23 protein-coding genes are annotated in these 21,249 nt (G+C 61.3%); 19 read left to right on the plus strand and 4 right to left on the minus strand.

Going from position 1 to position 21,249, the window contains the following annotated elements; genetic code table 11:
* The first annotated feature begins 29 nt into the window (after positions 1-29).
* The 5 genes from dkgB (at position 30) to VA602_RS26230 (ending at position 3,878) form a co-directional block, all read left to right on the plus strand.
* Positions 30-833, plus strand: a complete 804-nt coding sequence (dkgB, locus tag VA602_RS26210) for a 2,5-didehydrogluconate reductase DkgB (protein WP_323454740.1) — start codon at positions 30-32, stop codon at positions 831-833.
* A gap of 79 nt (positions 834-912) precedes the next feature.
* Positions 913-2,094, plus strand: a complete 1,182-nt coding sequence (locus VA602_RS26215; RefSeq protein WP_323454741.1) for an MFS transporter — start codon at positions 913-915, stop codon at positions 2,092-2,094.
* A gap of 190 nt (positions 2,095-2,284) precedes the next feature.
* Positions 2,285-2,563, plus strand: coding sequence for a hypothetical protein (locus tag VA602_RS26220; protein WP_323454742.1), 279 nt, complete (start codon positions 2,285-2,287; stop codon positions 2,561-2,563).
* Positions 2,550-3,281, plus strand: a complete 732-nt coding sequence (locus VA602_RS26225; RefSeq protein ID WP_323454743.1) for a zeta toxin family protein — start codon at positions 2,550-2,552, stop codon at positions 3,279-3,281. The genes VA602_RS26220 and VA602_RS26225 overlap by 14 nt, the downstream gene beginning before the upstream one ends.
* A 132-nt stretch (positions 3,282-3,413) precedes the next feature.
* Positions 3,414-3,878, plus strand: a complete 465-nt coding sequence (locus VA602_RS26230) for a nuclear transport factor 2 family protein (protein WP_063544979.1) — start codon at positions 3,414-3,416, stop codon at positions 3,876-3,878.
* 62 nt (positions 3,879-3,940) lie between these two features.
* On the opposite strand, the gene VA602_RS26235 is transcribed toward VA602_RS26230, so the two are convergent.
* Complete coding sequence (locus tag VA602_RS26235) at positions 3,941-4,861, minus strand: LysR substrate-binding domain-containing protein (protein ID WP_063544980.1); 921 nt, start codon at positions 4,859-4,861, stop codon at positions 3,941-3,943.
* 163 nt (positions 4,862-5,024) lie between these two features.
* On the opposite strand from VA602_RS26235, the gene VA602_RS26240 reads away from it, so the two are divergent.
* From VA602_RS26240 to VA602_RS26285, 10 genes are all read left to right on the plus strand, one after another.
* Entirely contained in the window at positions 5,025-5,801 is a 777-nt protein-coding gene (locus VA602_RS26240) for a YqcI/YcgG family protein (RefSeq protein ID WP_063544981.1), read from the plus strand.
* Between the two features lie 2 nt (positions 5,802-5,803).
* A complete protein-coding gene (locus VA602_RS26245; RefSeq protein ID WP_323454744.1) occupies positions 5,804-6,442 on the plus strand; it encodes a LysE family translocator in 639 nt (212 codons plus the stop codon).
* Positions 6,443-6,467: 25 nt separating this feature from the next.
* Positions 6,468-7,559 (plus strand): hypothetical protein, encoded by a 1,092-nt coding sequence (locus VA602_RS26250; protein ID WP_323454745.1) that lies wholly within the window; start codon positions 6,468-6,470, stop codon positions 7,557-7,559.
* A 158-nt stretch (positions 7,560-7,717) separates the two neighbouring features.
* On the plus strand, positions 7,718-8,413 hold the full coding sequence (locus tag VA602_RS26255) for a sel1 repeat family protein (protein ID WP_323454746.1): 696 nt from the start codon (positions 7,718-7,720) through the stop codon (positions 8,411-8,413).
* A 159-nt stretch (positions 8,414-8,572) separates the two neighbouring features.
* Positions 8,573-9,409: a bifunctional allantoicase/(S)-ureidoglycine aminohydrolase gene (locus VA602_RS26260; RefSeq protein ID WP_054890674.1), complete on the plus strand. Its 837-nt coding sequence runs from the start codon at positions 8,573-8,575 to the stop codon at positions 9,407-9,409.
* A gap of 121 nt (positions 9,410-9,530) precedes the next feature.
* Positions 9,531-10,148, plus strand: coding sequence for an START domain-containing protein (locus VA602_RS26265; protein ID WP_323454747.1), 618 nt, complete (start codon positions 9,531-9,533; stop codon positions 10,146-10,148).
* Positions 10,149-10,259: 111 nt separating this feature from the next.
* On the plus strand, positions 10,260-11,270 hold the full coding sequence (locus VA602_RS26270) for an ABC transporter substrate-binding protein (RefSeq protein ID WP_323454748.1): 1,011 nt from the start codon (positions 10,260-10,262) through the stop codon (positions 11,268-11,270).
* On the plus strand, positions 11,267-12,052 hold the full coding sequence (locus VA602_RS26275) for an ABC transporter ATP-binding protein (RefSeq protein ID WP_197890831.1): 786 nt from the start codon (positions 11,267-11,269) through the stop codon (positions 12,050-12,052). Before VA602_RS26270 ends, VA602_RS26275 begins: the two co-directional genes overlap by 4 nt.
* A 1-nt stretch (position 12,053) precedes the next feature.
* Positions 12,054-12,890: an ABC transporter permease gene (locus VA602_RS26280; RefSeq protein ID WP_323454749.1), complete on the plus strand. Its 837-nt coding sequence runs from the start codon at positions 12,054-12,056 to the stop codon at positions 12,888-12,890.
* A gap of 125 nt (positions 12,891-13,015) precedes the next feature.
* On the plus strand, positions 13,016-13,303 hold the full coding sequence (locus VA602_RS26285) for a hypothetical protein (protein ID WP_063544989.1): 288 nt from the start codon (positions 13,016-13,018) through the stop codon (positions 13,301-13,303).
* Between the two features lie 24 nt (positions 13,304-13,327).
* Here the strand turns inward: VA602_RS26285 and VA602_RS26290 are convergent, their stop codons facing one another.
* Entirely contained in the window at positions 13,328-13,606 is a 279-nt protein-coding gene (locus tag VA602_RS26290; protein WP_081311661.1) for a DUF1652 domain-containing protein, read from the minus strand.
* A gap of 323 nt (positions 13,607-13,929) precedes the next feature.
* On the opposite strand from VA602_RS26290, the gene VA602_RS26295 reads away from it, so the two are divergent.
* Positions 13,930-14,157, plus strand: coding sequence for a DUF6555 family protein (locus VA602_RS26295; protein ID WP_054890681.1), 228 nt, complete (start codon positions 13,930-13,932; stop codon positions 14,155-14,157).
* A 42-nt stretch (positions 14,158-14,199) separates the two neighbouring features.
* Here VA602_RS26295 and VA602_RS26300 read toward each other — a convergent pair whose 3' ends face one another.
* Positions 14,200-15,069 (minus strand): pirin family protein, encoded by an 870-nt coding sequence (locus VA602_RS26300; protein ID WP_323454750.1) that lies wholly within the window; start codon positions 15,067-15,069, stop codon positions 14,200-14,202.
* A 195-nt stretch (positions 15,070-15,264) separates the two neighbouring features.
* On the opposite strand from VA602_RS26300, the gene VA602_RS26305 reads away from it, so the two are divergent.
* Together VA602_RS26305 and VA602_RS26310 are read left to right on the plus strand one after the other, a co-directional pair.
* Entirely contained in the window at positions 15,265-16,320 is a 1,056-nt protein-coding gene (locus VA602_RS26305; RefSeq protein WP_323454751.1) for a tetratricopeptide repeat protein, read from the plus strand.
* Positions 16,321-16,420: 100 nt separating this feature from the next.
* Positions 16,421-18,013, plus strand: coding sequence for a response regulator (locus VA602_RS26310; RefSeq protein ID WP_323454752.1), 1,593 nt, complete (start codon positions 16,421-16,423; stop codon positions 18,011-18,013).
* Between the two features lie 6 nt (positions 18,014-18,019).
* Here VA602_RS26310 and VA602_RS26315 read toward each other — a convergent pair whose 3' ends face one another.
* Positions 18,020-20,089: a hybrid sensor histidine kinase/response regulator gene (locus VA602_RS26315; RefSeq protein WP_323454753.1), complete on the minus strand. Its 2,070-nt coding sequence runs from the start codon at positions 20,087-20,089 to the stop codon at positions 18,020-18,022.
* Positions 20,090-20,431: 342 nt separating this feature from the next.
* Here VA602_RS26315 and VA602_RS26320 point away from each other — a divergent pair, with 342 nt between their 5' ends.
* Complete coding sequence (locus tag VA602_RS26320; RefSeq protein ID WP_323454754.1) at positions 20,432-21,238, plus strand: CSS-motif domain-containing protein; 807 nt, start codon at positions 20,432-20,434, stop codon at positions 21,236-21,238.
* The last annotated feature ends 11 nt before the right edge of the window (positions 21,239-21,249 follow it).

A 21,249-nucleotide genomic window follows, 5' to 3' on the forward strand; every position in this document is an offset into this window, starting at 1 on the left:
CCGAATTCCCCTATAGCAGGAGCAGATCCATGAGCATTCCATCCTTCGGCCTCGGCACCTTCCGCCTCACCGGCCAAGCCGTCATCGACTCGGTCAAGTCCGCGCTGGAGCTGGGCTACCGGGTCATCGACACTGCGCAGATCTACAAGAACGAGGCCGACGTCGGCCAGGCCATCGCCGAAAGCGGTGTGCCTCGTGAGGAGCTGTTCATCACCACCAAGATCTGGACCGACAGCTATGCTGCCGACAAGCTGATCCCCAGCCTGCGCGAGAGCCTGGCCAAGCTGCGCACCGATCATGTCGACCTGACCCTGATCCACTGGCCCGCCCCAGGCAACGGTGTCGAGCTGCGCGAATTCATGGGCGCCCTGGCCGAAGCCAAGAAGCTCGGCCTGACCCGCCAGATCGGCATCTCCAACTTCAACATCGAGCTGACCCGCCAAGCCATCGATGTAGTTGGCAAGGGCGAGATCGCCACCAACCAGATCGAGCTCAGCCCCTACCTGCAGAACCGCAAGCTCACTGCTTTCCTCAAGGAACAGGGCATCGCCGTCACGTCGTACATGACCCTGGCCTACGGCAAGGTGCTCAAGGACCCGGTACTGGCCAAGATCGCTGCCAAGCACAAGGCCACGGTGGCCCAGGTCGCCCTGGCGTGGGCGCTGCAACTGGGCTATGCCGTCATCCCCTCCTCCACCAAGCGCGAGAACCTGGCCAGCAACCTGCTTGCCCGTGACCTGCGCCTGGATGAAGCGGACATGGCGCAGATCGCAGACCTGGAGCGTAATGGCCGCGAAGTCAGCCCGGACGGCCTGGCGCCGGCCTGGGACTGATCCCTCGCCGTACTTGGGCGTCGACTGCGGTCGACGCCACACCCGACATTCCTGAATTCGCCATAACCCGGAGTTTCCGATGAGCGCGCTTTCCCCTAAACGGGTCCTGTTTGCCCTGGCCATCGGCGCCTTCGGCATCGGCACCACCGAATTCGCCCCCATGGGCCTGCTGCCGGTCATTGCCGAAGGTGTCAACGCCAGCATCCCCACTGCCGGCATGCTGGTCACCGCCTACGCCATCGGCGTGATGGTCGGCGCACCGATCATGACCCTGCTGTTCAGCCGCTTCGGCAAGCGTGCTGCACTGATGATGCTGATGAGCATCTTCACCGTCGGCAATCTGCTGTCGGCGCTGTCGCCGGACTACTACACCCTGCTGGCCTCGCGCCTGATCACCAGCCTCAACCACGGCGCATTCTTCGGCCTGGGCGCGGTAGTCGCGGCCAGCGTGGTACCCAAGGACAAGCAGGCCAGTGCCATTGCCACCATGTTCATGGGCTTGACCATCGCCAATATCGGCGGCGTACCGGCCGCCACCTGGATCGGCCAGCAGATCGGCTGGCGCATGGCCTTCGCCGGCACCGCCGTGCTCGGTCTGATCGCCATCAGTGCCTTGTGGTACGCCCTGCCCAAAGGCGAGCGTGGCAGCGTGCCGCATGTGCGCAAGGAACTGGCGGTGATCGCCCGCCCCAGCGTGCTGCTGGCGATGGCCACCCCGGTGCTCGGCGCAGGCGCCATGTTCACGCTGTACACCTATGTGGCCCCGGTGCTTGCGGAATTGACCGGTGCCTCCAATGCGTTCGTCACACTGGGCCTGGTGCTGATCGGTGTCGGTTTCACCCTCGGCAACAGCCTTGGAGGTCGTCTGGCCGACTGGTCGCTGGACGGCGCGGCACGGATCTTCCTCGGTACCCTGGCGGTGATCATGCTGCTGATGCCGTTGGTGCTGGGTAGCCATGTCGGTGCTGCGCTGGCCCTGCTGGTCTGGGGAGTATTCACCTTCGCCGTGGTGCCGCCGCTGCAGATGCGGGTGATGATCGCGGCGGCCGAGGCCCCAGGCCTGGCCTCGTCGATCAACGTGGGGGCATTCAACCTTGGCAATGCGGTCGGTGCCGCACTGGGCGGCGCGGTGATCAGCCTGGACCTGGGCTACGCCGCGGTGCCGATGGCCGGCGGTTTGCTGTCGGCGGCCGCGCTGCTGCTGGTATGGCTGGATGGACGCAACAAGGTGGCGAACAGCACCATCAGCGAAGCGCTGTAAGCGCGGTACAGGGCTCTTCGGAGGGGGACTACAGGTAATGGGGAAACGCTGAACCGCGTCTTCTGCCAGTATCGAATGGCCCCTCTTCAGGACCTTCGCCATGCCACCTGCTGATGTTTTCCTGCGCGGCCAGCGCTATGATGCTCCTCATGCACACAGCCCCTTCGTGGCTGACCGGAGGTACATCACGATGACCGCAAAAGCCAGGAAAGTCTCCGAACCTGAGCTCGACGCCCTTGAGCAGACAGTACCCGAGCATGCCCGTGAGGCGACACTCAGCGCCTATCAGCGCGCCCTGCAGATGAGCCAGCAGGGGGTGCTGACCACTGACGACGGCGAACTGGTCAGGGTCAGCGCGGATGGCGCCCGGACCGTCCTGGCCAAGGCCGGCCCACGGCGCAGGGTCAAGCTCGGCGAGGTTGTCACCGTTCGCAAGGTCGACGACAGCAGCGCCAGTGAGCGTGCCTAGGCTGCGGGTCTTTGCCGGTCCGAACGGCTCCGGCAAGAGCACCATCAAGGCAAGCCTCCCCGCCGCACTGACCCGCCTCTTCGTCAATGCCGACGAGCTGGAAACCCAGGCCAAGGCCAGCGGCTTCATCGACCTCTCCCTCTTCGGCATCCAGGCCACGCTGCCTGACTTGCTGGCGTTCCACCTCGAGCATCCCTTGATCATCAGCAAGCGACTTGCCGGGCAGGTCGGGCGACTGGGGCTCGAGGAGCAGCGGATCGACTACCGTGCGGTACGCATGGATGCCTACTTCGCCTCGGTCATCGCCGATTTCATCCGCCAGCGCCTGCTCGAAGCCAGGGCCAGCTTCACCTTCGAGACCGTCATGTCCCATGGCAGCAAGATCGAGTTCATGCGCCAGGCGCAAGCCAGTGGCTACCGCACCTACCTCTACTTCGTCTCGACGGAGAACCCGGAAATCAACATCGACCGGGTGGCCATCCGTGTCCGCCAGGGCGGGCATCCGGTCAGGCCGGACCTGGTGCGCAGTCGCTATGGACGTTCGCTCGACCTGTTGCCGGAGGCCATCGCCGCCAGCAACCGGGCGTATGTATTCGACAACTCGCAGCAGAGCGCGCTATGGCTCGCAGAGATCACCGATGGCACGCAGCTGGAGTATCGCACCGAGGAGATCCCGGACTGGTTCTTTGAGGCCTATGTGGACGAAGTCGAACCCTGAGGCTGGTCCATGCATTATTCCACTTGCCGCAATTATGAACTGCCGCTTGCACTGATTCCCAGCGAACACGCTTGAGCCTACGCTTCATCCATCAGGCCACTTCTTCCGGGCCTGCACATGAGGAGTCCCGCGATGTCCCGCCCACCATTGCCCCCGTTCACCCGCGAAACCGCTATCGAGAAAGTCCGCTTGGCCGAGGATGGCTGGAACAGCCGCGATGCGGCCAAGGTTGCCCTCGCCTACACCCTCGACACTCGCTGGCGTAACCGGGTCGACTTCGCCACCAACCGCGACGAGGCACAGGCCTTCCTGACCCGCAAGTGGAATCGTGAGCACGAATACCGCCTGATCAAGGAGCTCTGGGCCTTCACCGAAAACCGCATCGCCGTGCGCTATGCCTATGAGTACCGCGATGACAGCGGCCAGTGGTACCGCGCTTATGGCAACGAGAACTGGGAGTTCGCCGCCGATGGTTTGATGCAGAACCGTCACGCCAGCATCAATGAGATGCCGATCACGGAAGAAGAACGCCAGTTCCGTTGGCCGCTGGGGCGTCGTCCGGATGACCATCCGGGGCTGAGCAGCTTCGGTTTCTGATCTTGCAGACGCATTCGCCCAGGCCTGTCGTGACAGGCCTGGGCGAAGTGCTTTTACGGTATTCAACCGTACAGGTAGTTGATGTCCTTGAGCGCCAGCGGTGGCACCTGGCCAAGCAGGTAATCGCGCAGCTTGCTCATCTGCCGGGCCTTGGGGCTGGCCTTGAGCCAGGTCATGTAATAGCCATCGCCAGTCGCCACGGCCTGCTTGAAGGGTGTGATCAGGCGCCCGGCGGCCAGGTCGGCACTGGCCAGTGCCAGATCGACCACCGAAATGCCCAGCCCTTGCTGGGCTGCGGAGATCCCTTGGTCAAGGGTGTCGAACACCTGCCCTTGATCGATGCTGATGTCCAGGGCATCGACCCGCGCCAACCAGCGCCGCCAATCACGGCGGTCGGACGAGGGATGCAGGAATTCACAGTCGCGTAGCACCGACAAGTCTGGCTCAGGATCCTTGAGGTAGTCGGGGTGGCAGACCGGAATCAGCCATTCATCGAACAGCTTCAAGCTCTCCACATCGGCAGGGAAATTGCCGCTGCCCAGCAGGATGGCGCAATCGTAGGGCTCGGAATAGAAATCTACCGTGTCGATGTCCATCCACACGCTCGACAGTTGCACGCTGCAGCTGTCGTCGATCTTCTTGAAACCGTCCAGTGCCTTGAGCAGCCAGCGCACGGTGAGCGTAGAGGCGGCTTTCAGGCGCAGGCCGTAACGGTCCTGGCGCAACAATGCGCAAGCATTCTCGATGATCTTGAAGCCGACCTTGAGCTCCTGGGCCAGCAACCGACCGTGCTCGGTCAAGCGCAGCTTGGGGCCACGGCGCTCGAACAGGTCGCAACCGAACATGGCTTCGAGGGTCTTAATGTGGTGGCTTACCGCCCCTTGGGTCAGGGCCAGTTCTTCCGCTGCGCGGGTGAAAGAGCCGTAACGAGAAGCCACTTCGAAGGCACGCAAGGCGTGCAGGGCTGGAATCCGTTCTGACATCGTCGCCGTCCAAAGCATGAGTGAAACTAATAGTAGGTCATAGTTCCAGGCGTTTTACAACCTTGGGAGGTTCTTCGAAAATGCCGTTAAATAACAATTACAGCTAACCAACACGCCGCGATAAGGCAGAAAAACCACCTTATAGAAACTTCCTGGGGAAACCATGTTTACGGGTTATGGAAACTGCTATCGCCTGGATGCGCTAGAGCTGGCCGATGAACATGTTCGGAACAGGCAGCATTGGACGTACAAGACCATAGAGCACTTCAAGGAAATCCTCGGCAACCCCGGCTTTCCCTGCCTCTTCGGACGCAAGGCAGTCGCTGCCGCCACCTGCCACATCATTTTCGCCCGCGCCGATGATCCGGCCAATGATATCGCCCGCGGTCTCGCCGACTACGTCAGTACCATCGCGCCGATCCCGCTCAAGCAGCGCATCGGCAACCCGCTGCTGGTGTTTCTGGAAACGACCACCGACGCAACGCTGGCCGAACAGCAGGCCCTGGCCTGGAAGATCCTCCAGCAGGTGCACGCCCGCGATCCTCAGCCTTGGCCACAGGATGTGCCACGCGACCCGCATGACACTCAGTGGTCGTTCTGCTTTGCAGGCATGCCACTGTTCATCAACATGAGCTTTCCCGCCCATCGCCAGATGAAAAGCCGCAACCTGGGCAACAGCATCGCCTTCGTCATCAACCCACGGGAAAGCTTCGACGAAGTGGCCAGTGCAGGCACCGAAAGTGGTCAGCGCATCCGCGCTCGGATACGTGAGCGGGTTGCGCAGTACAACGACGGGGTCATCCCCGACAGCCTGGGGTTCTTCGGCCAGGACGACAACTTCGAATGGAAGCAGTACCAACTCCAGGAAGCCGGCTCGCTCAACCCGTCGCGCTGCCCCTTCCATGCCGCTGCAACGCCTGAAAACCAGATCGAGAACTGAATGTGAATACCGCACTGACTGCTACCTACGCCCTCACCGTCCTGCTGCTGATCGCCACGCCAGGCCCGGTAGTGGCGCTGATCGTCAACACCGCTGCCGCCTCCGGTTCGCGCAAGGCCCTGTTCACCGCCGTCGGCACCAACTGGGCGTCACTGGTGCTGATTGGTGCTGCCGCCTGGATCATCATGACCAGCGCCGCCATCGACAAAGCCTGGCTCAGCGGCATGAGCCTGCTGGGCTGCCTGTTCATCGGCTACATCGCCGTGGGCACGTTGCGCGAAGCACTGCAGCCGCAACCGCCGAAGCACGCCGCCGAAACCGTCGAAACGCCGCGCAGCGCCGGCCGAGGCGGCTTGCTGCAAGGTTTCATGGTGGGCATTTCCAACCCCAAGGACATCATCTTCTTCATCGCCTTCTTCCCGCAGTTCATCCAGGTCACTGAATCCTTCGAGAAGAGCATGGTGGTGCTGTCGCTGCTGTGGATCGCCATCGACTTCGCGGTGCTGAGCCTCTACATCTTCGCCATCGGCAAGATCGCTTCGCAGCGCAGCAACCGCCTGATCAGCCTGGCCTCTGGCGTCGCCCTGCTGCTGATCGCCGCGGGCGGCCTGCTCTACAACCTCAAGGAGCTGGCCGCCTGAGCCCGCCCGATTCCCAGGAGCGCCCATGACACCGATCGACATCACCCCGGACGTGGGCAGCGCCATTCCCCTGCGAGAAGACTACCAGCGCTTCCTGCTGCTCGGCGGACGCCGCGCGCCGCATACCCTTTACGTGCACGAGCGCGGCTACCGCTCCGACGCCATCAATACCGATGCCTTGGGCCTGCGCTACAGCCACTGCGCCGGCAAGCGCTTTTCACTGGCCGAGCGCGGCGGCGCGGCGCGCATCAACCTGCTGGTGGGCGGCTCTACTGCGCTGGGTATCGGCGCCAGCTCCGATGAACACACCGTGGCCTCCTACCTGTCGATGCTCACTGGCGAGATCTGGTTGAACCTGGCCGGCTGCGGCCTGAACGCCACCCAGGAGCTGCTGATGTTCCTCAGCCACCAGCATCGCCTTGGCCAGATCGGCCATGTCGTGGTACTCAGCGGCCTCAACACCTTGGCCCAGGAAGGGCTGGGCGAAATTCTTTCAGGTGACCAGGAACCTGAAGGGGCCCGGCCATACCAGCGTTTTCTCAACAGCTTCAACGAGGGCGTGCAACTGGCCAAACCCGGACGGGCCTCGTTCTGGCAGCGTCTGGGGCAAAGCCTGGCGCCCCGTCGTTCGGCGCCAGCGCTCTGGGCCTGGCCGCTGTCAGCGCCGGAAAAGCGCCTGCTTCGCGCCGCCGATTGCATCGGCCGTACCCTGTGCCAATGGGAGCGATTACTGGCCGACAGCCACACCTCCCTGACGTTTATCCTGCAGCCATTGCTGCCCTGGTGTCGCGAGCAGTTGCCCGTCGGCGAGCAGGCCATGCTCGCGGCGCTGGACCGTCAGCCGGGCAACTTCGACCGGCTGCTGGAGGGTGTCTACGACAGCGAACTGCATTCAACCTTCTTCCGGCGCATCAAGAGCCAGGCGCAGAGCGTACCCTGCTATGACATGAACGGTATGCTCAGCAGCTCACCGGTGTTCAACGAACATCTGTTCATCGATCGCCTGCATTTCAACGACCTGGGCAACAATGCCCTGGCCAAGGTAATCACCGCGAAGCTGGGGTTGGCCCAGGAAAAGTACGCCAACCGCAAGGTCACGCCTTTCAAGCTCGTCTGACAGTCGACAAAGCCTCTTTCGACAGCACCTCGGGATGGCTAGAATAGCCCTTCACCGCTCCCGGTCGCCCGAGGCAAACGCGAATTCGTCATGAACACCCCTGCTGCCCAAACGCTTCTGGTTCGTCCCACTTGGGCGCCAGCCTGCGAGGCCCACTCGTGAGTCCAGCCGTCTTCCTTTCGGGCTTGTTCGCAGCGCTGACGCCGCTTGCCGCCCAGGCGCTCGACGTTCGCATCGATCCCCATGCCGATCTTCTCTACCGCCAGGCATTGCCATTGCTCGAGCAGGCCGACACCGAGGATGACAGCCCCAGCCCACTGCGCACAGCCGAGACCAATGATCCGGAGCTCAGCCGCCAGGGCCAGGCCATGGCCCGCACATTGCCAACGGCGGTAGCGCTACTGGAAAAGTCGGTTGCCTTGGGCCATCCCGTAGCGCAGTACCGCCTGGCGCTGTATTACATGACTTACCTGCCTGCCGGGAAAATTGCCGACGCTGCCTGCCCCTTGCTCGAAGCCAGCCTGCGCCAGGGCTTCGCCCCGCCAGCGACAGCAATTGCTAACTGGTGCCCGTCCTACAACCATACTCCCGCCTACCGCGAGGCGCTGGAAGCCATTCCGAGCATGGCGACCCTTTACGCCGCCTACTATCCGCAACCGGCCACTCGACTGGCTTGCAACCGCAGTCGCCCGCAAGGCCTGGAACTGCAATGGGGGCGTCAGCGCGACTACCAGGCGGAGGTCTACCGCCTGCTCGGCGAGCTCGACCCGCAACGGCGTCAGGCTTTTCTCCAGAAGGCGGTGGAGATCAACGGTTGCGTGGCGGCCCAGCAGCGGCTGACCAGCAATCGCTGACCGCACGACCGCTGAGCATTCAGCTGGCAAATACCGGGTATTCCAACATTTAATTTGTGGATGCCAGGGCCTCGCCCCTATGCTGTCCGTGCATCCCCTGCGCCGCACCGGACGGTGCGGTTCACGGCACGGGGAGAGAACAACAAGTCGAGACTGTCCATGTCGAATCACTCCTACTTCGCCCCCCACGGTGGGCACCCGGCTCAAACCGAGCTGCTGACTGACCGTGCCATGTTCACCGAGGCCTATGCCGTCATTCCCAAGGGCGTGATGCGTGACATCGTCACCAGCCACTTGCCGTTCTGGGACAAGATGCGCATGTGGGTCATCGCCCGCCCACTGACTGGTTTTGCCGAAACCTTCTCGCAGTACATCGTCGAAGTCGCCCCTGAAGGCGGCAGCGAACGCCCTGAGCTGGACCCGAATGCCGAAGCCGTAGTGTTCGTCGTCGAAGGCGAGATCGACATCACCGTCGAAGGCAAGCACCACACCCTGGTGCCCGGTGGCTACGCCTTCCTCGCACCAGGGGCCGAGTGGAGCCTGCGCAACAACAGCAAGGCCAACGTCACTTTCCACTGGCTGCGCAAGCACTACCAGAAAGTCGAAGGCCTGGCGGTTCCCGAATCGTTCGTCACGCACCGCGATAACGCCACGGTCATCGAGATGCCGGGCACCGAAGGGCGCTGGGTCACCACTCGCTTCGTCGACATGGCCGACATGCGTCACGACATGCACGTCAACATCGTGACCTTCCAGCCAGGCGGCGTGATTCCGTTTGCTGAAACCCACGTCATGGAACACGGCCTGTACGTGCTCGAAGGCAAGGCGGTATATCGCCTCAACCAGGACTGGGTGGAAGTGGAAGCCGGTGACTTCATGTGGCTGCGTGCGTTCTGCCCACAAGCCTGCTACTCGGGTGGTCCAGGGCCGTTCAGCTACCTGCTGTACAAGGACGTGAACCGTCACGTGCACCTGACGCTCAATCCGCAGCGCTGAGGCGCCCACCTGCATCAACCGATTGGGGTTGGCCACGGCCCTGATCGGCGCAACATCATCTTCATGATCGTTCTGCCTGTTCCCGCGCATACTAGAGTGACCCTCTGCGTGGAGCCTGAACATGCCGCAGCTCCTGACCCGAATTCGCCTCGCCATGCTCTGCGCACTTGTCCTGCCGACGCTTGCGTTGTCTGCCGACAACTGGCGCCTCACGCACCAGGAAAGCGGCATCGACATTTATCTTGGCGACGTCCAGGGTTCGCCCTACCAGCAATTTCGCGGCGTTGTCCGGATCAAGGCCAGTGTCCGCACCCTGAGCGATCTTCAGGAAAACCTGCGTGTCGCCTGCAAGTGGTTGTACGCCTGCGCACAGATGCGCCTGCTGGAAGTGGATGGCGACAGCACCTGGGTCTACCTCACCACCGAGCTGCCCTGGCCGGCGCAACCCCGGGACATGGTCCTGCGCGTACGTACCGAGCGGCTCGACGACGGCTCACTGATTCGCAGGCTCGGCGCTGACCCGGACAAGTTGCCGGAGGCCCCCGGCTTCATTCGCGTGCGCCAATTGCAAGGTGAGTGGATCATGCACCCGCTGGCCGAACGTGATACCGAGGTCACCTATCGGCTGCAGGCCGATCCTGCCGGTGATGTACCGGGCTGGCTGGCCAATCGGTTTGTGGTCGATGCGCCAATGGTCACGCTGAAAACGCTCAGAGCGGTGGCCGAGCGCCAACCCTGACGCTCCTGGCTGAAGCGGTTTAGGAGCGTTCCTACACGCACTTCGGAGCGTCTGCGCCCCTCACCCATCCTTGATGCCCTACCCTGTGCACCTTGCCAACAAGGAGGTGCCATGCGCGCATTTGTTCTCAGTTGCTTCATGCTGCTGGTTGCAGCCCCTGCCACGGCCAAAGAGCAACCCCCTGATCTGACCCCTGTCCACCTCGGCGTCGGCGGCCAGGCCGTCATCTACAACCTGCCGCTGACCGTCGCGCTGGAACAGGGCTATTTCCGCGATGAAGGTCTCGATGTGAAGGTCATCGACTTCACTGGTGGCGGCAAGGCGGCACAGGCGCTGGTGGCCGATGCCGTGCAGGTAGTCAGTGGCGCCTACGAGCACACCTTGCGTCTGCAGGCTCGCGGCCAGGCACTTCAGGCCTTCGTGCTGGCAAGCGAGAGCCCGCAGCTCGCCATGGGCATCTCCACCAGAACCCTGGCGAACTACAGCTCGATCGCAGACTTGCGAGGCAAGACCATCGGCATCAGCGCGCCCGGCTCCTCGACCCAGATGCTCGCCAACCGCGTGCTGGCACAAGGAGGGCTCAGCACCGAGGACGTTGCCTTTGCCACCGTCGGCACTGGTGCGACAGCAGTACAGGCGATGCTGAGCGGCAAGATCCATGCGCTGGTCAACGCCGAACCCTTGATCAGCCTGCTGGAGCAACAACAGGCGATACGCCTGATCGCAGATGCGCGCACCCCCGCCGGCACCGCGGCGCTGTTCGGCGGCCCCATGCCGGCTAACACCCTCTATGCCAAAAGCACCTATATCCAGAACAACCCACAGACCGTTCAGGCCCTGACCAATGCCATGCTCAAGGCGCTGACCTGGCTGCACGACGCCACGGATGCGGAAGTCGCCGACCTAGTGCCGACACCCTACCTGATGGGTGATGCAGAGCTTTATCGCCAGGCGTTTCGCAACATCCAACCATCCCTCAGCGTGAACGGTCGCTTCCCTGCAGAGGGGGCACGCAACGCTTTGCAGGCGTTGCAGAGTTTCGACCCGGCCATGGCCCAACGCCAGATCAACCTCCAGGCGACATGGACCAATCAGTTCGTTGACCAAGCCACGCAACCATGACCTCCACACTCGCTCTGGAAATGCTCGACGTGGAAGCGCGTCACGATCACTTGCTGGCATTGGCACGGGTCGACCTGACTGTACGTGAAGGTGAATTCGTCTGCGTATTGGGCCCTACCGGTTGCGGCAAGTCGACCCTGCTCGACCTCGCCGCAGGCCTCAAACCGGCCTACAGCGGGCAGATCCGCTGCCATGGCAAGCCCTTGGTCGGGTTGAACCACCACGCTTCCTACATGTTTCAACACGATGCGCTGTTGCCGTGGCGCACAGCGCTCGACAATGTGAGCCTTCCCCTGCAACTGCGTGGTGTGAACAAGCAACACGCCAACCAACACGCCGCGTGTTGGTTGAGGCGAGTCGGGCTGACCGACGTTCCCGATCGCTACCCTCACCAATTGTCTGGCGGCATGCGCAAACGTGTCGCCCTTGCCCAGGCGCTGATCCACGACACTTCGCTGCTGCTCATGGATGAGCCCTTCGCCGCGCTGGATGCCCAAACGCGTCAAGCGATGCAGCAATTGCTGCTCGAATTGTGGGACGAACAACGCAAGTCGGTCTTGTTCGTCACCCACGATCTCGACGAAGCCATCACCCTCGCCGACCGCGTACTGGTTTTCAACGCCGGACCTGCATCCCGGTGCATCGAAGACATTCGAATACCCCTGCCACGCCCACGCGACACGATGTCACTACGCAAGAATCCCGAGTCCGCAGCTCTGTACCAGCGTCTATGGCACACGCTGGGGCACCTGCCTCCCGCCACTACAATCGCCCGAGACTGACATGTCGTGGACCACCCTCTGGCTACTACGCGCCGCCCTCCTGCTCGCACTGTTCTCCTTCTGGTCATGGCTGGCTGCCGACGAAGAGCTGGCGTTCTTTGTCGGTCACCCACACGCAGTCTTGCAGCAACTCTGGCGCTGGCTGAGCACGGGCAACGGTTCGCTGGAGCTGTATTGGCAAGATCATCTGCTGACTACGCTGAACTTTCCCGGCACGCTCTACCCTCACTTGCTGGTCACACTGACCGAAACGCTCCTGGCCTTTTTGCTAGGGCTCACCTCAGGCCTGGCACTCGGTCTCTGGTTAGGGCTCACGCCCACGCTGGCGCGGGTATTGTCGCCGTTCATCAAGGCTGCCAATGCGGTCCCCAGGGTGGTGCTGGCGCCCTTGTTGGTGATGTGGCTGGGGCTGGGCATCGCCTCGAAGGTCGCGCTGGGCATCACATTGGTATTCTTTGCGGTCTTCTTCAACGTCTACCAGGGCGTGCGCGAGGTAAGTCCTGCGCTGTTGGCCAACGTAAGATTGCTTGGCGCCAACCGCTGGCAACTCATTCGTATCGTCTATCTGCCTGCCGCCCTGGGTTGGGTGTTTTCCAGCCTGAACACCGTCATCGGCCTGGCATTCGTCGGGGTCGTGGTCGGTGAATACCTGGGATCGACACGCGGAATTGGCTACCTCATCCTGCAAGCCGAGGCCACCTTCGACGTCAACACCGTGCTGGCGGGCATCATCGTTCTCACCTGCTGCGCCCTGCTCTTCGATGCCCTGCTCGCCAGGCTGGAGCGGCGTCTGTCAGCCTGGCGCCAGCAGTCGGATGATGAACCTCGACGTTGGTAGAAAATTCCAATGGAACATAGTCCGGCTGGCGTCCTCAACATGCCTACGTCCTTCGGAGACTTAGCCATGTCATTGCCCTTGAGTACGCACGATCACCGGCATCACCGGCCGTTCTGGCAACAGCCATGAAGATGCCCGGCCGCGCGCCCAGCTCCTGCCTGCAGCTCGACTATGTTCGCGACACACTGTTCGGCCCAGTGGCGCAGAGTGTCGAATGCCATGCCCAACTGGCCGCGCTTAATTTGCAAGGGCACCCTGCGCTGCGTTTGCACATTCACCCGCCACTTCCGGACAAGGTTGAACGTGCTCATAGCGTTGCCTTCGTCTGGCAGGGACGCCGTTATCGGGGGGTAGTGCGCGACTGCGGCAAGTGCGGCGACGGCGGTTTGAATCTGCTGCTTGAGCTGCAGTGAAGCGATCGGCCGCCCGGGATCAGGCTATATAAGAGCCTTCTGGGTAGTCACCTTGAGGTCAGGTGCATGCCCCACTCGTTGCGCGCCACGCAACTGCCCGACCAAACCGACCAGGTCACGACAACTGTTAAGGCTATCGAGGGGTATGCCTGTCAGAGTGTAGCCATCCTCCAGGCTCTCACCCCGTCCCAGGCGAATGGTCAGGCTGACGCCATCGGGGCTACTCACTTCGCACCGATCGGGCAGACAGGCCTGCTCGATCAACTGACGCATCTCCAGCATCGAAACGCCGATCAACGACATGTCATGACCCTCTCTTCAACGGATTGCCTTTGATGGGACTACACGTTGTGCAGGTGTAGCGCCAATTGATAGTGCTCATGTCCCCGCCGGCAGCCCATTCATCCAGGCAATATCCAACGCGCAAAAGCCTTATCCACTCTAGTGAGTGGAACCATGGCGCGATGGCTCGTTCGATTGGTTGCCTGGGCGATGCGACAAACGGCAGCAAAAGTACCGTTCGTCGTGTGCAACGAAGATTTTGCAAACTTGACCGTCTGGCTCGATTTCACAGCATCAAGTCATGGACCGTCGTGTTGCGCGTTGCGCTGAGGAATCGGGTAGCGATGATTGATGCAAAACTGTTCGTGATCGACTATGCGCTGCACGGCGAGCACAAGTCGTTCATCATTCGCGCCGAACGTATGGATAATGCCGAGGCCTGGCATTGGGCAAGTTGCGATGCCGGCGTCGGCAAAATCGGCCGCTATGGCCGAGAAAAGATCAAGAAAGTCAGTAGACCCATGGCCGAGCGCTATGGCATCAGCGAGGTGAGCTGGCGCGCCTCTGGCTGAAATTGGCTTGTGGCAGCGCCAGATACCCCGCATGACGTGCGTTCAGGATTTCACCATCTGCCCAAAACGCCCTGCGTGGTAATCGTCGAATGCTTCGGCGATTTGAGCCTGGGAGTTCATCACGAACGGGCCATAACCAACGATCGGCTCATCGATCGGTTCGCCACTGAGCAACAACAAGGTGGCGTCTTCCAGTGCAGTCACGCTGGCATGTTCGCCATTGCGCTCCAGCAACACCAGGCTGGCCGGGCTGACGTCCTGCTGATCGTTAACCCGTATCGACCCGCGCAGTGCAACCAGCGCGGCATTACGCCCCAGCGCAATCGGCAAATGCAGCGTTGCCCCAGCCTGCAAACGCACGTCCCACACATCCATGGACGTGAACGTCCGGGCAGGTCCCCGATGTCCACGGTAATCGCCTGCGATCACCCGCAGGCTGCCGATACCCTCGCCTAGCGCCACTCGGGGAATCTCAGCATCCAGTAGCGTCTGGTAACCCGCCGGAGTCAGTTTGTCGCGGGCAGGCAAGTTGACCCACAGCTGCACCATCTCAAGCACGCCACCGCTGCGGGCAAAGGCCGGCGAATGGAATTCTTCATGGATGATGCCATTGGCTGCGGTCATCCACTGCACGTCGCCAGGGCCGATCAAGCCGCCGGCGCCGGTGGAGTCTCGGTGTTCGAGTTCTCCCTGGTAGACAATGGTCACGGTCTCGAAGCCGCGATGCGGGTACTGGCCTACTCCGCGACGGGCGTTGGTCGGCGGGAACGTGTGAGGGCCAGCGTAGTCCAGCATCAGGAACGGGCTGATATGGCGTGCCAGTTGATCGTAAGTGAACAGACTGCGCACGGGGAAACCATCCCCAACCCAATGGGCGTGAGGACTGCGGTGAATACCCAGAATCTTTTTCACGAGATATCTCCTCTCTTGGCTGGCAAGTATTCTACCGATGAACACAATGATGCATTAGGCGGACAAAATAGCTTTATTTGTCTCATATGCAGGACAATCCTTCCCTGCACCTTCCAATCCGAAGGCTTGCCCGGCCCCGTTGCATTTAGCCGCCGGCTGCCCCAAGCTCAGCCCTTCCTGACCCCGGTACCACTAATGCCCAAACGTAGCCGCTACCTGATCGCACTGCTGCTCATCCTGGCGATCCCAGGGGTGATCGGTTATTTGTGGCGCGCGCCGAAACCGGTGCCCTCCAGCCTGCCGCCGCAGAGCTATGCCAAGGCACTGCGCCAGGCGCACGAAGGTCTTCCGGGGGCAGCCCGGGTGCTCTACCAACAGTTGCAACGCAAGGACCTGCCGCCGATCCGGCGCGCTGCGCTCTACGCCGAACTCCCTCACTACCCCTCCCCCCAGGCGCTGAAACTGGCCCAGCAGGACCTCGACCACGGTGATCCCCTTGTACGCCGCGCGGCGATCACCAGCATCCGGCGCCTGCTGCCACCAGCCCAACGCAGTCTGGTCCTCGGCCCTTTGCTCGAGGATGACGATCAGAACGTACGGTTCGCCGTGGTGGATGCATTGCTGGGCCTGGACCCCGATGCCATCGGCCTGTATTTCCGACCGCTGCAGGCGGCCTTGGAGCAATACCAACAAGCACTCGAACAGCGACCCGACGATGCCGAGGCACAAGTCCACCTGGCGCGCCTGTACCTTCACGAGCAGGATTATCCGCAGGCCGAAGCGGCGCTTCAGCGCAGCCTTGCTCTGGCACCGCAGGATCTGCAAGCGCTGGCAACGCGGGTACGCCTGCTGGAGCGCCAAGGCCAGCATGACGCCTCCCGCGAGGTGCTGGGCAAAGCCCTGGCGCTGCGCCCGGACTCTGCGTTTCTGCAATATGAACTGGGCCTGTGGCTCACCCGCCATGATCAACAGGAATACGCCTTGCTGGCTTTTTCCCGAGCCGTGGAACTGGAACCGGACAATGCCGACTACCGATACACGTTGGCCGTCACCCTGCATGACCTTGAACAGGTCGAAGCAGCACAAAAACAGCTGGAAACGCTGCTCGACCGCCAGCCTGCCAATCGTCGAGCTCGGGTACTGCTGATTCGCTACTGGAAGGAAACCGGGCAGCTGCAGAATGTACAAGTCTTGCTCGCCGAACTGGAGCGACAGAACCCAGACGATCCCTATTTGCAACAAGGTTTGTAGAACCGGTTTGAACCTCGGCGGAACGCTGGTGGTCCAGTGGGTAGTAGCACGCTGAACGCACGGCCATTTCCGGCCAGGCCACTGCCCTGGGAGATTCGTCTTGTCCGGTTCGTTGTCGTTGGACGAACGCACCCTGATCCTCGCACCCGAGCAGGTTGCAGCGACCGTCGCTAACCTGTTGTCTGGCAGCGGTATCGCATGCCTGTGTACAAGCGACAAGCAGCGCTTTGGCCTATGGCTGGCAGAGGGTGTTGCCGTGGTAATCGTCGACTCGCAGGCTTTGTCCGACAACTCGCAGTCACCCCTGCACCTGTTCATCGAGGGTCAACCCGAATGGTCCGACCTGCCGGTATTGCTGCTCAACACCCATGCGACGACCGTTAATGTGTCGATGTTGCAAGGGTTGGGTAATCTGTCGTACCTGAGTTACCCGTTCGACGAACAGCAACTTTTGGGCGCGACGAACCAAGCTCTGCGCGCTCGGCGTCGACAGTACATGGCGCGCAACGCGTTGAGCGCGCTGCACCAGCGCCTGGAAAGCCTACAGACTGGCGACCAGGTCCGACACCAGACTCGCAAGATGGAAGCTATTGGCCAGTTGGCCGGCGGCGTTGCCCATGACTTCAACAATCTGCTGACCAGCATCGGCGGTAGCTTCGAATTGATCGACAGGCGTCTGCAGCAAGGACGCACCGAAGGGCTCGACAAAGTCCTGCGCATGGGGCAGGACGCCGTAGCCCGCGGGGCGACGCTGACTCACAGGCTGCTGGCCTTTTCTTCCCGTCAATCGCTGCAGAGCCAGGCGGTGGACCTGCATGCCCTGCTCCAGCCTGCGCGGTTGCAGGCTATATTGGGCAGTTCGGTGAAACTGTCCTTGCGCGTGTCGGATGAACTCTGGCCAGTCGAGGCAGACGACAAGCAGTTACGCGAATCGTTGAACAACCTGCTGCTCAACGCCCGGGAAGCCATGCCCAGCGGGGGGCGGCTGTCTATCGAAGCCAGCAACCAGCACATCGACGCTGCACAGTTCCAGGATGCTGGCTTGAGCAGCGGCGACTACCTGCAACTGACCATCAGTGACACTGGCCAGGGCATGTCGCAAGGCACCCTGGAACATGCCTTCGAACCCTTTTTCAGTACCAAGCCTGTGGGCCAGGGCATAGGCCTGGGCTTGTCGATGGTCTATGGGTTCAGCAAACAGTCCCACGGCCACGTAACGGTGGACAGCCAGATTGGCCGGGGCACGCGGGTGGATCTCTACCTGCCGCGCTGCCTGGGCATCCCGCCGCAGGCCTTGGAGGCTGCAAGTACGCCGACGGCAGGGAACTGCCGCGAGGTATTGATCGTCGAGGACGATCGCGAAGTGCGCGAGCTGCTCTGCCAGGCTCTGTGTGATGACGGCTTCCCCTGCCAAAGCACCTGCAACGCTACGCAGGCGCTGCACCTTCTGCGTTCCCCACAGCCCATCGCACTGCTTATCAGCGATGTCGGACTGCCAGGCATGAATGGTCGACAGCTCGCCGAGATTGCTCGCACACTACGACCGAACCTGCCTGTCCTGTTCATTACCGGTTACGCGGAAACGGCAATGTCCCGCGAAGGCTTCCTCGCCCCTGGCATGCAACTGATCTGCAAACCCTTCGAGCTGAACCAGTTGAGCCAGCGCGTGGCACAGATGCTCGGGGAAGCATGATCGCAGTCAGGGCTCGAGCATCCGCTGAACCTGGACTGTGAGGCTTTGCAGCGAGAACGGCTTGAGCATGAGTGCGGTGCCTGGCTGGTCGAGAAGGCTGCGTTCGAGAGGCTGCGCGGTATATCCGGTAATGAACAGGATTTTCTGAAGGGGTTTGGCCTGGCGAATCGTCTTGCCCACCTGGCGTCCGCTCATACCACCTGGCAAACCGATATCGGTGATCACCAGGTCGAATACACCACTCTCACGATAGTGCTCCAGCGCCATACCGGAATCACTGGCTTCGATGACGTCAAAGCCATGCTCTACCAACACCTCCTTCATCAATGACCGTAAATTGCCCTCGTCGTCGACCAACAGTATTCGCTCACTCCTGCCCCGCTTCAACGCAGGCACCTCTCCCTCCTCACTGACTACCGGCAGCTCGCCTGGGTGGCGCGGGAACAGGAGTGTGACCTGAGTACCCTTCCCTGGCGTCGACTCGATCCACACATAACCCCCAGACTGGCGAGCAAATCCGTAGATCATCGGCAGACCAAGCCCGGCGCCACGACCTTTGGGCTTGGTGGTGAAGAACGGCTCGAAAGCACGGCTCACCGCGTCTGCCGGCATGCCCTGCCCATCATCCTGGACGTGAATGGCGACATAATCCCCGGCAGGGATGCTTTCATCGTGCTCCACCCCGTTCACAAATCGTTCGTTGGCCGTCCGAATAGTCAAGCAGCCCCTTTCAACCATCGCATCCTGGGCATTGCTGCACAGGTTGAGAATCGCAACCTCCAACTGCCCAGGATCGACCTGCACTGGCCAGGGCGCTACGTCCAGTTGCCAGTTCAATGCGAATTCTGGCCCGAGAGCCTGATGGATCAATGGCTCAAGATCTTGCAACAGGCCGTTCACATCGAGTAGTCGCGGTTGCAATGGTTGGCTGCTGGAAAATGCCAGCAGCCGATGGGTCAGCGCCATCGCACGCTGTACCGACTCGCGCGCCACATGCACGTACTCGTCGATGCGCTCCAAGCGTCCCTGGCCCAAGCGACGCTGGAGCAACTCGAGGCTACCGCCAATGCCCGCCAATAGATTGTTCATCTCATGCGCCATGCCGCCCGCCAATTGGCCAACGGTTTCCATTCGCTGCCTATCACGCAGCAGGCTTTGGGCCTCGCGCAAGATCGTGGTGCGCTCCTCGGTAATATCCCGCCCTACTGCAATCAGCACGTCGCCCTCGGGCCGCGCACTCCAACTCATCCAACAGTAGTACCCATCCTTGTGCCTGAGCCGCGACTCCACCTGTTCGATCACCTTGCCCAGCAGCAGATCATTGATCGCCAGGCGGACCTCCGCACGATCAGCGGGATGCACAAGATCGACGAGCGCAATCGCGTTCAGTGACTGCTGTTCCCATCCCAGCACCCGGTGCCATGCGTCGTTCGCGGCCAGCAGTTCGAGATCGCGGCTGACGATGATCATCGCATCCCGTGACAGGCGCCAGAGAGGATCACTGTTGGGTAGATGACACCCGATCTGTTGCTCGAAGCTCTGCGCCAGTTCACGCCACTGGCGGATTTGCTCCAAGCTGGCAGTGGTATCGATCGCGGTGTGCAAAAACCCGGCAACCGTACCTTCCTCATCGCGCACGGGGGCGTAACCGAACGCGAACCAGGCATGTTCACCGCTCTCACGATAACGCACCTGGATGGGCGACTCGTCGACAAAACTGGCCCTCCCCTCCAGCGCCTGGAAGACCCGTGGGCCCATTCGCTCCCATTCGACATCCCACAGTTGATCAAAACGTTCCCCTACCTGGCGCTGGTCGTCAGCCAGCAACGCCAGGTAGCTCTGGCTGGGAATCAGAGTCAGTTCCTTGCCCCAGGCCAGTGCGCAGGGAAAGGGCGACAAAAGCATGATATCCACCGCGATACGTAGCGAGGGAGGCCACTGCGACAATGGGCCCAGCGGAGTGCTGCCCCAATCGAAGTGGAGAATATGTTCAGCGCGCACCTCGACCGAGGGTGACGGCGAAACCAGATGTATGACTTGTGTGGCGCCCTTTCGCGCCTGTTCATCGGCAGCCAAGAACAATGCTCCCGGCAAAGGCACCAAGTGGCATGAGCACGTTGGCTGGCAGGGTTTCCGAATCCATGGCAACTCCTGAAGATCATGAAAATACCTGAAGGCTAGCACATTGCTATAGAGAACAGCCCGAACACGATTGCACTGATCAGCCTGCACCTGTATCGGCCAGCAGGCTTTTTCAAGGCACGGGTCAAGGAGCAAATGATCTAGCGACTCCATCAACCGTAATCAATCGCACAGGCAAGGGGTGGTTTGTCTCCCCCCATTCACGACATGACTTACAGCGTCACTGGATACACAAGAGCAAGCTTCTTCATTCATCGAAACGATAGGGAGAAGTCAATGAGCATTTCCAGGTATCTGAACCACCGCGTGACCAATCTCATGCTCTCCGTATTGATCGGCACAACCCCCGTGATCTCAGGATTGGTGGTCATGGACTACCAAATGCACAGACAGCTTGAGGAAAATTCGAAGGTCTCCATCGAAGAGGCCGTGTTCGCTATCGATCGTGTACTCGATAACCTGCATCGCGCGGCACTGCAGGCGCAGCCGCTGAGTACCCAGCCATGCAGTGAAGTTCAACAAGAACTGGAGAACCAGGCCAAGCGTAACCCGCGGATTCACTCGTTGGTGTTGGCCCGCAACGACATCGGATTTTGCAGCAGCCTGGGCACAAAGCCCTTGTACACGCCTCACTTCGCAAAGGGCGAATACCTGCAACTCAATATGAATTCACCGACCATCCCCAACGGTATTCTCGTGGAGTACCGTCTGGTCGCCGATAACCATTCAGTTATCGCCAGCACCTACGGGCTCGAACTACGCAACGAACTGCGCGGCTTCAAGGACGGGGTCGTGTTGGAACTCGAGTTTGGCAACCTTTACATCTCGGCCAATGGTGACAGCCGTAACGAAGTACGCCCCTCGCTGTCGGAGTTCTCGCAGAGCGGCGTATCGGAAAAGTACGGTTACCTCGTCAGAGCGGGTTATCCTGATGGTTTTACGGCGCGCGAGTCACAATATATCAGGACAAATATCATGCCCTCCCTCGTACTCATCGGCCTGTTCACCTCGGTGCTCGTACTTTGGAGCCTCTTGCGTAAACAATACCCTGTCAAAGGGGTGTTGCCGGTCATTGACCGGTAACACCCTGTTCA

This window comes from Pseudomonas machongensis, from assembly GCF_034961125.1.
GTDB classification, from domain to species: domain Bacteria; phylum Pseudomonadota; class Gammaproteobacteria; order Pseudomonadales; family Pseudomonadaceae; genus Aquipseudomonas; species Aquipseudomonas machongensis.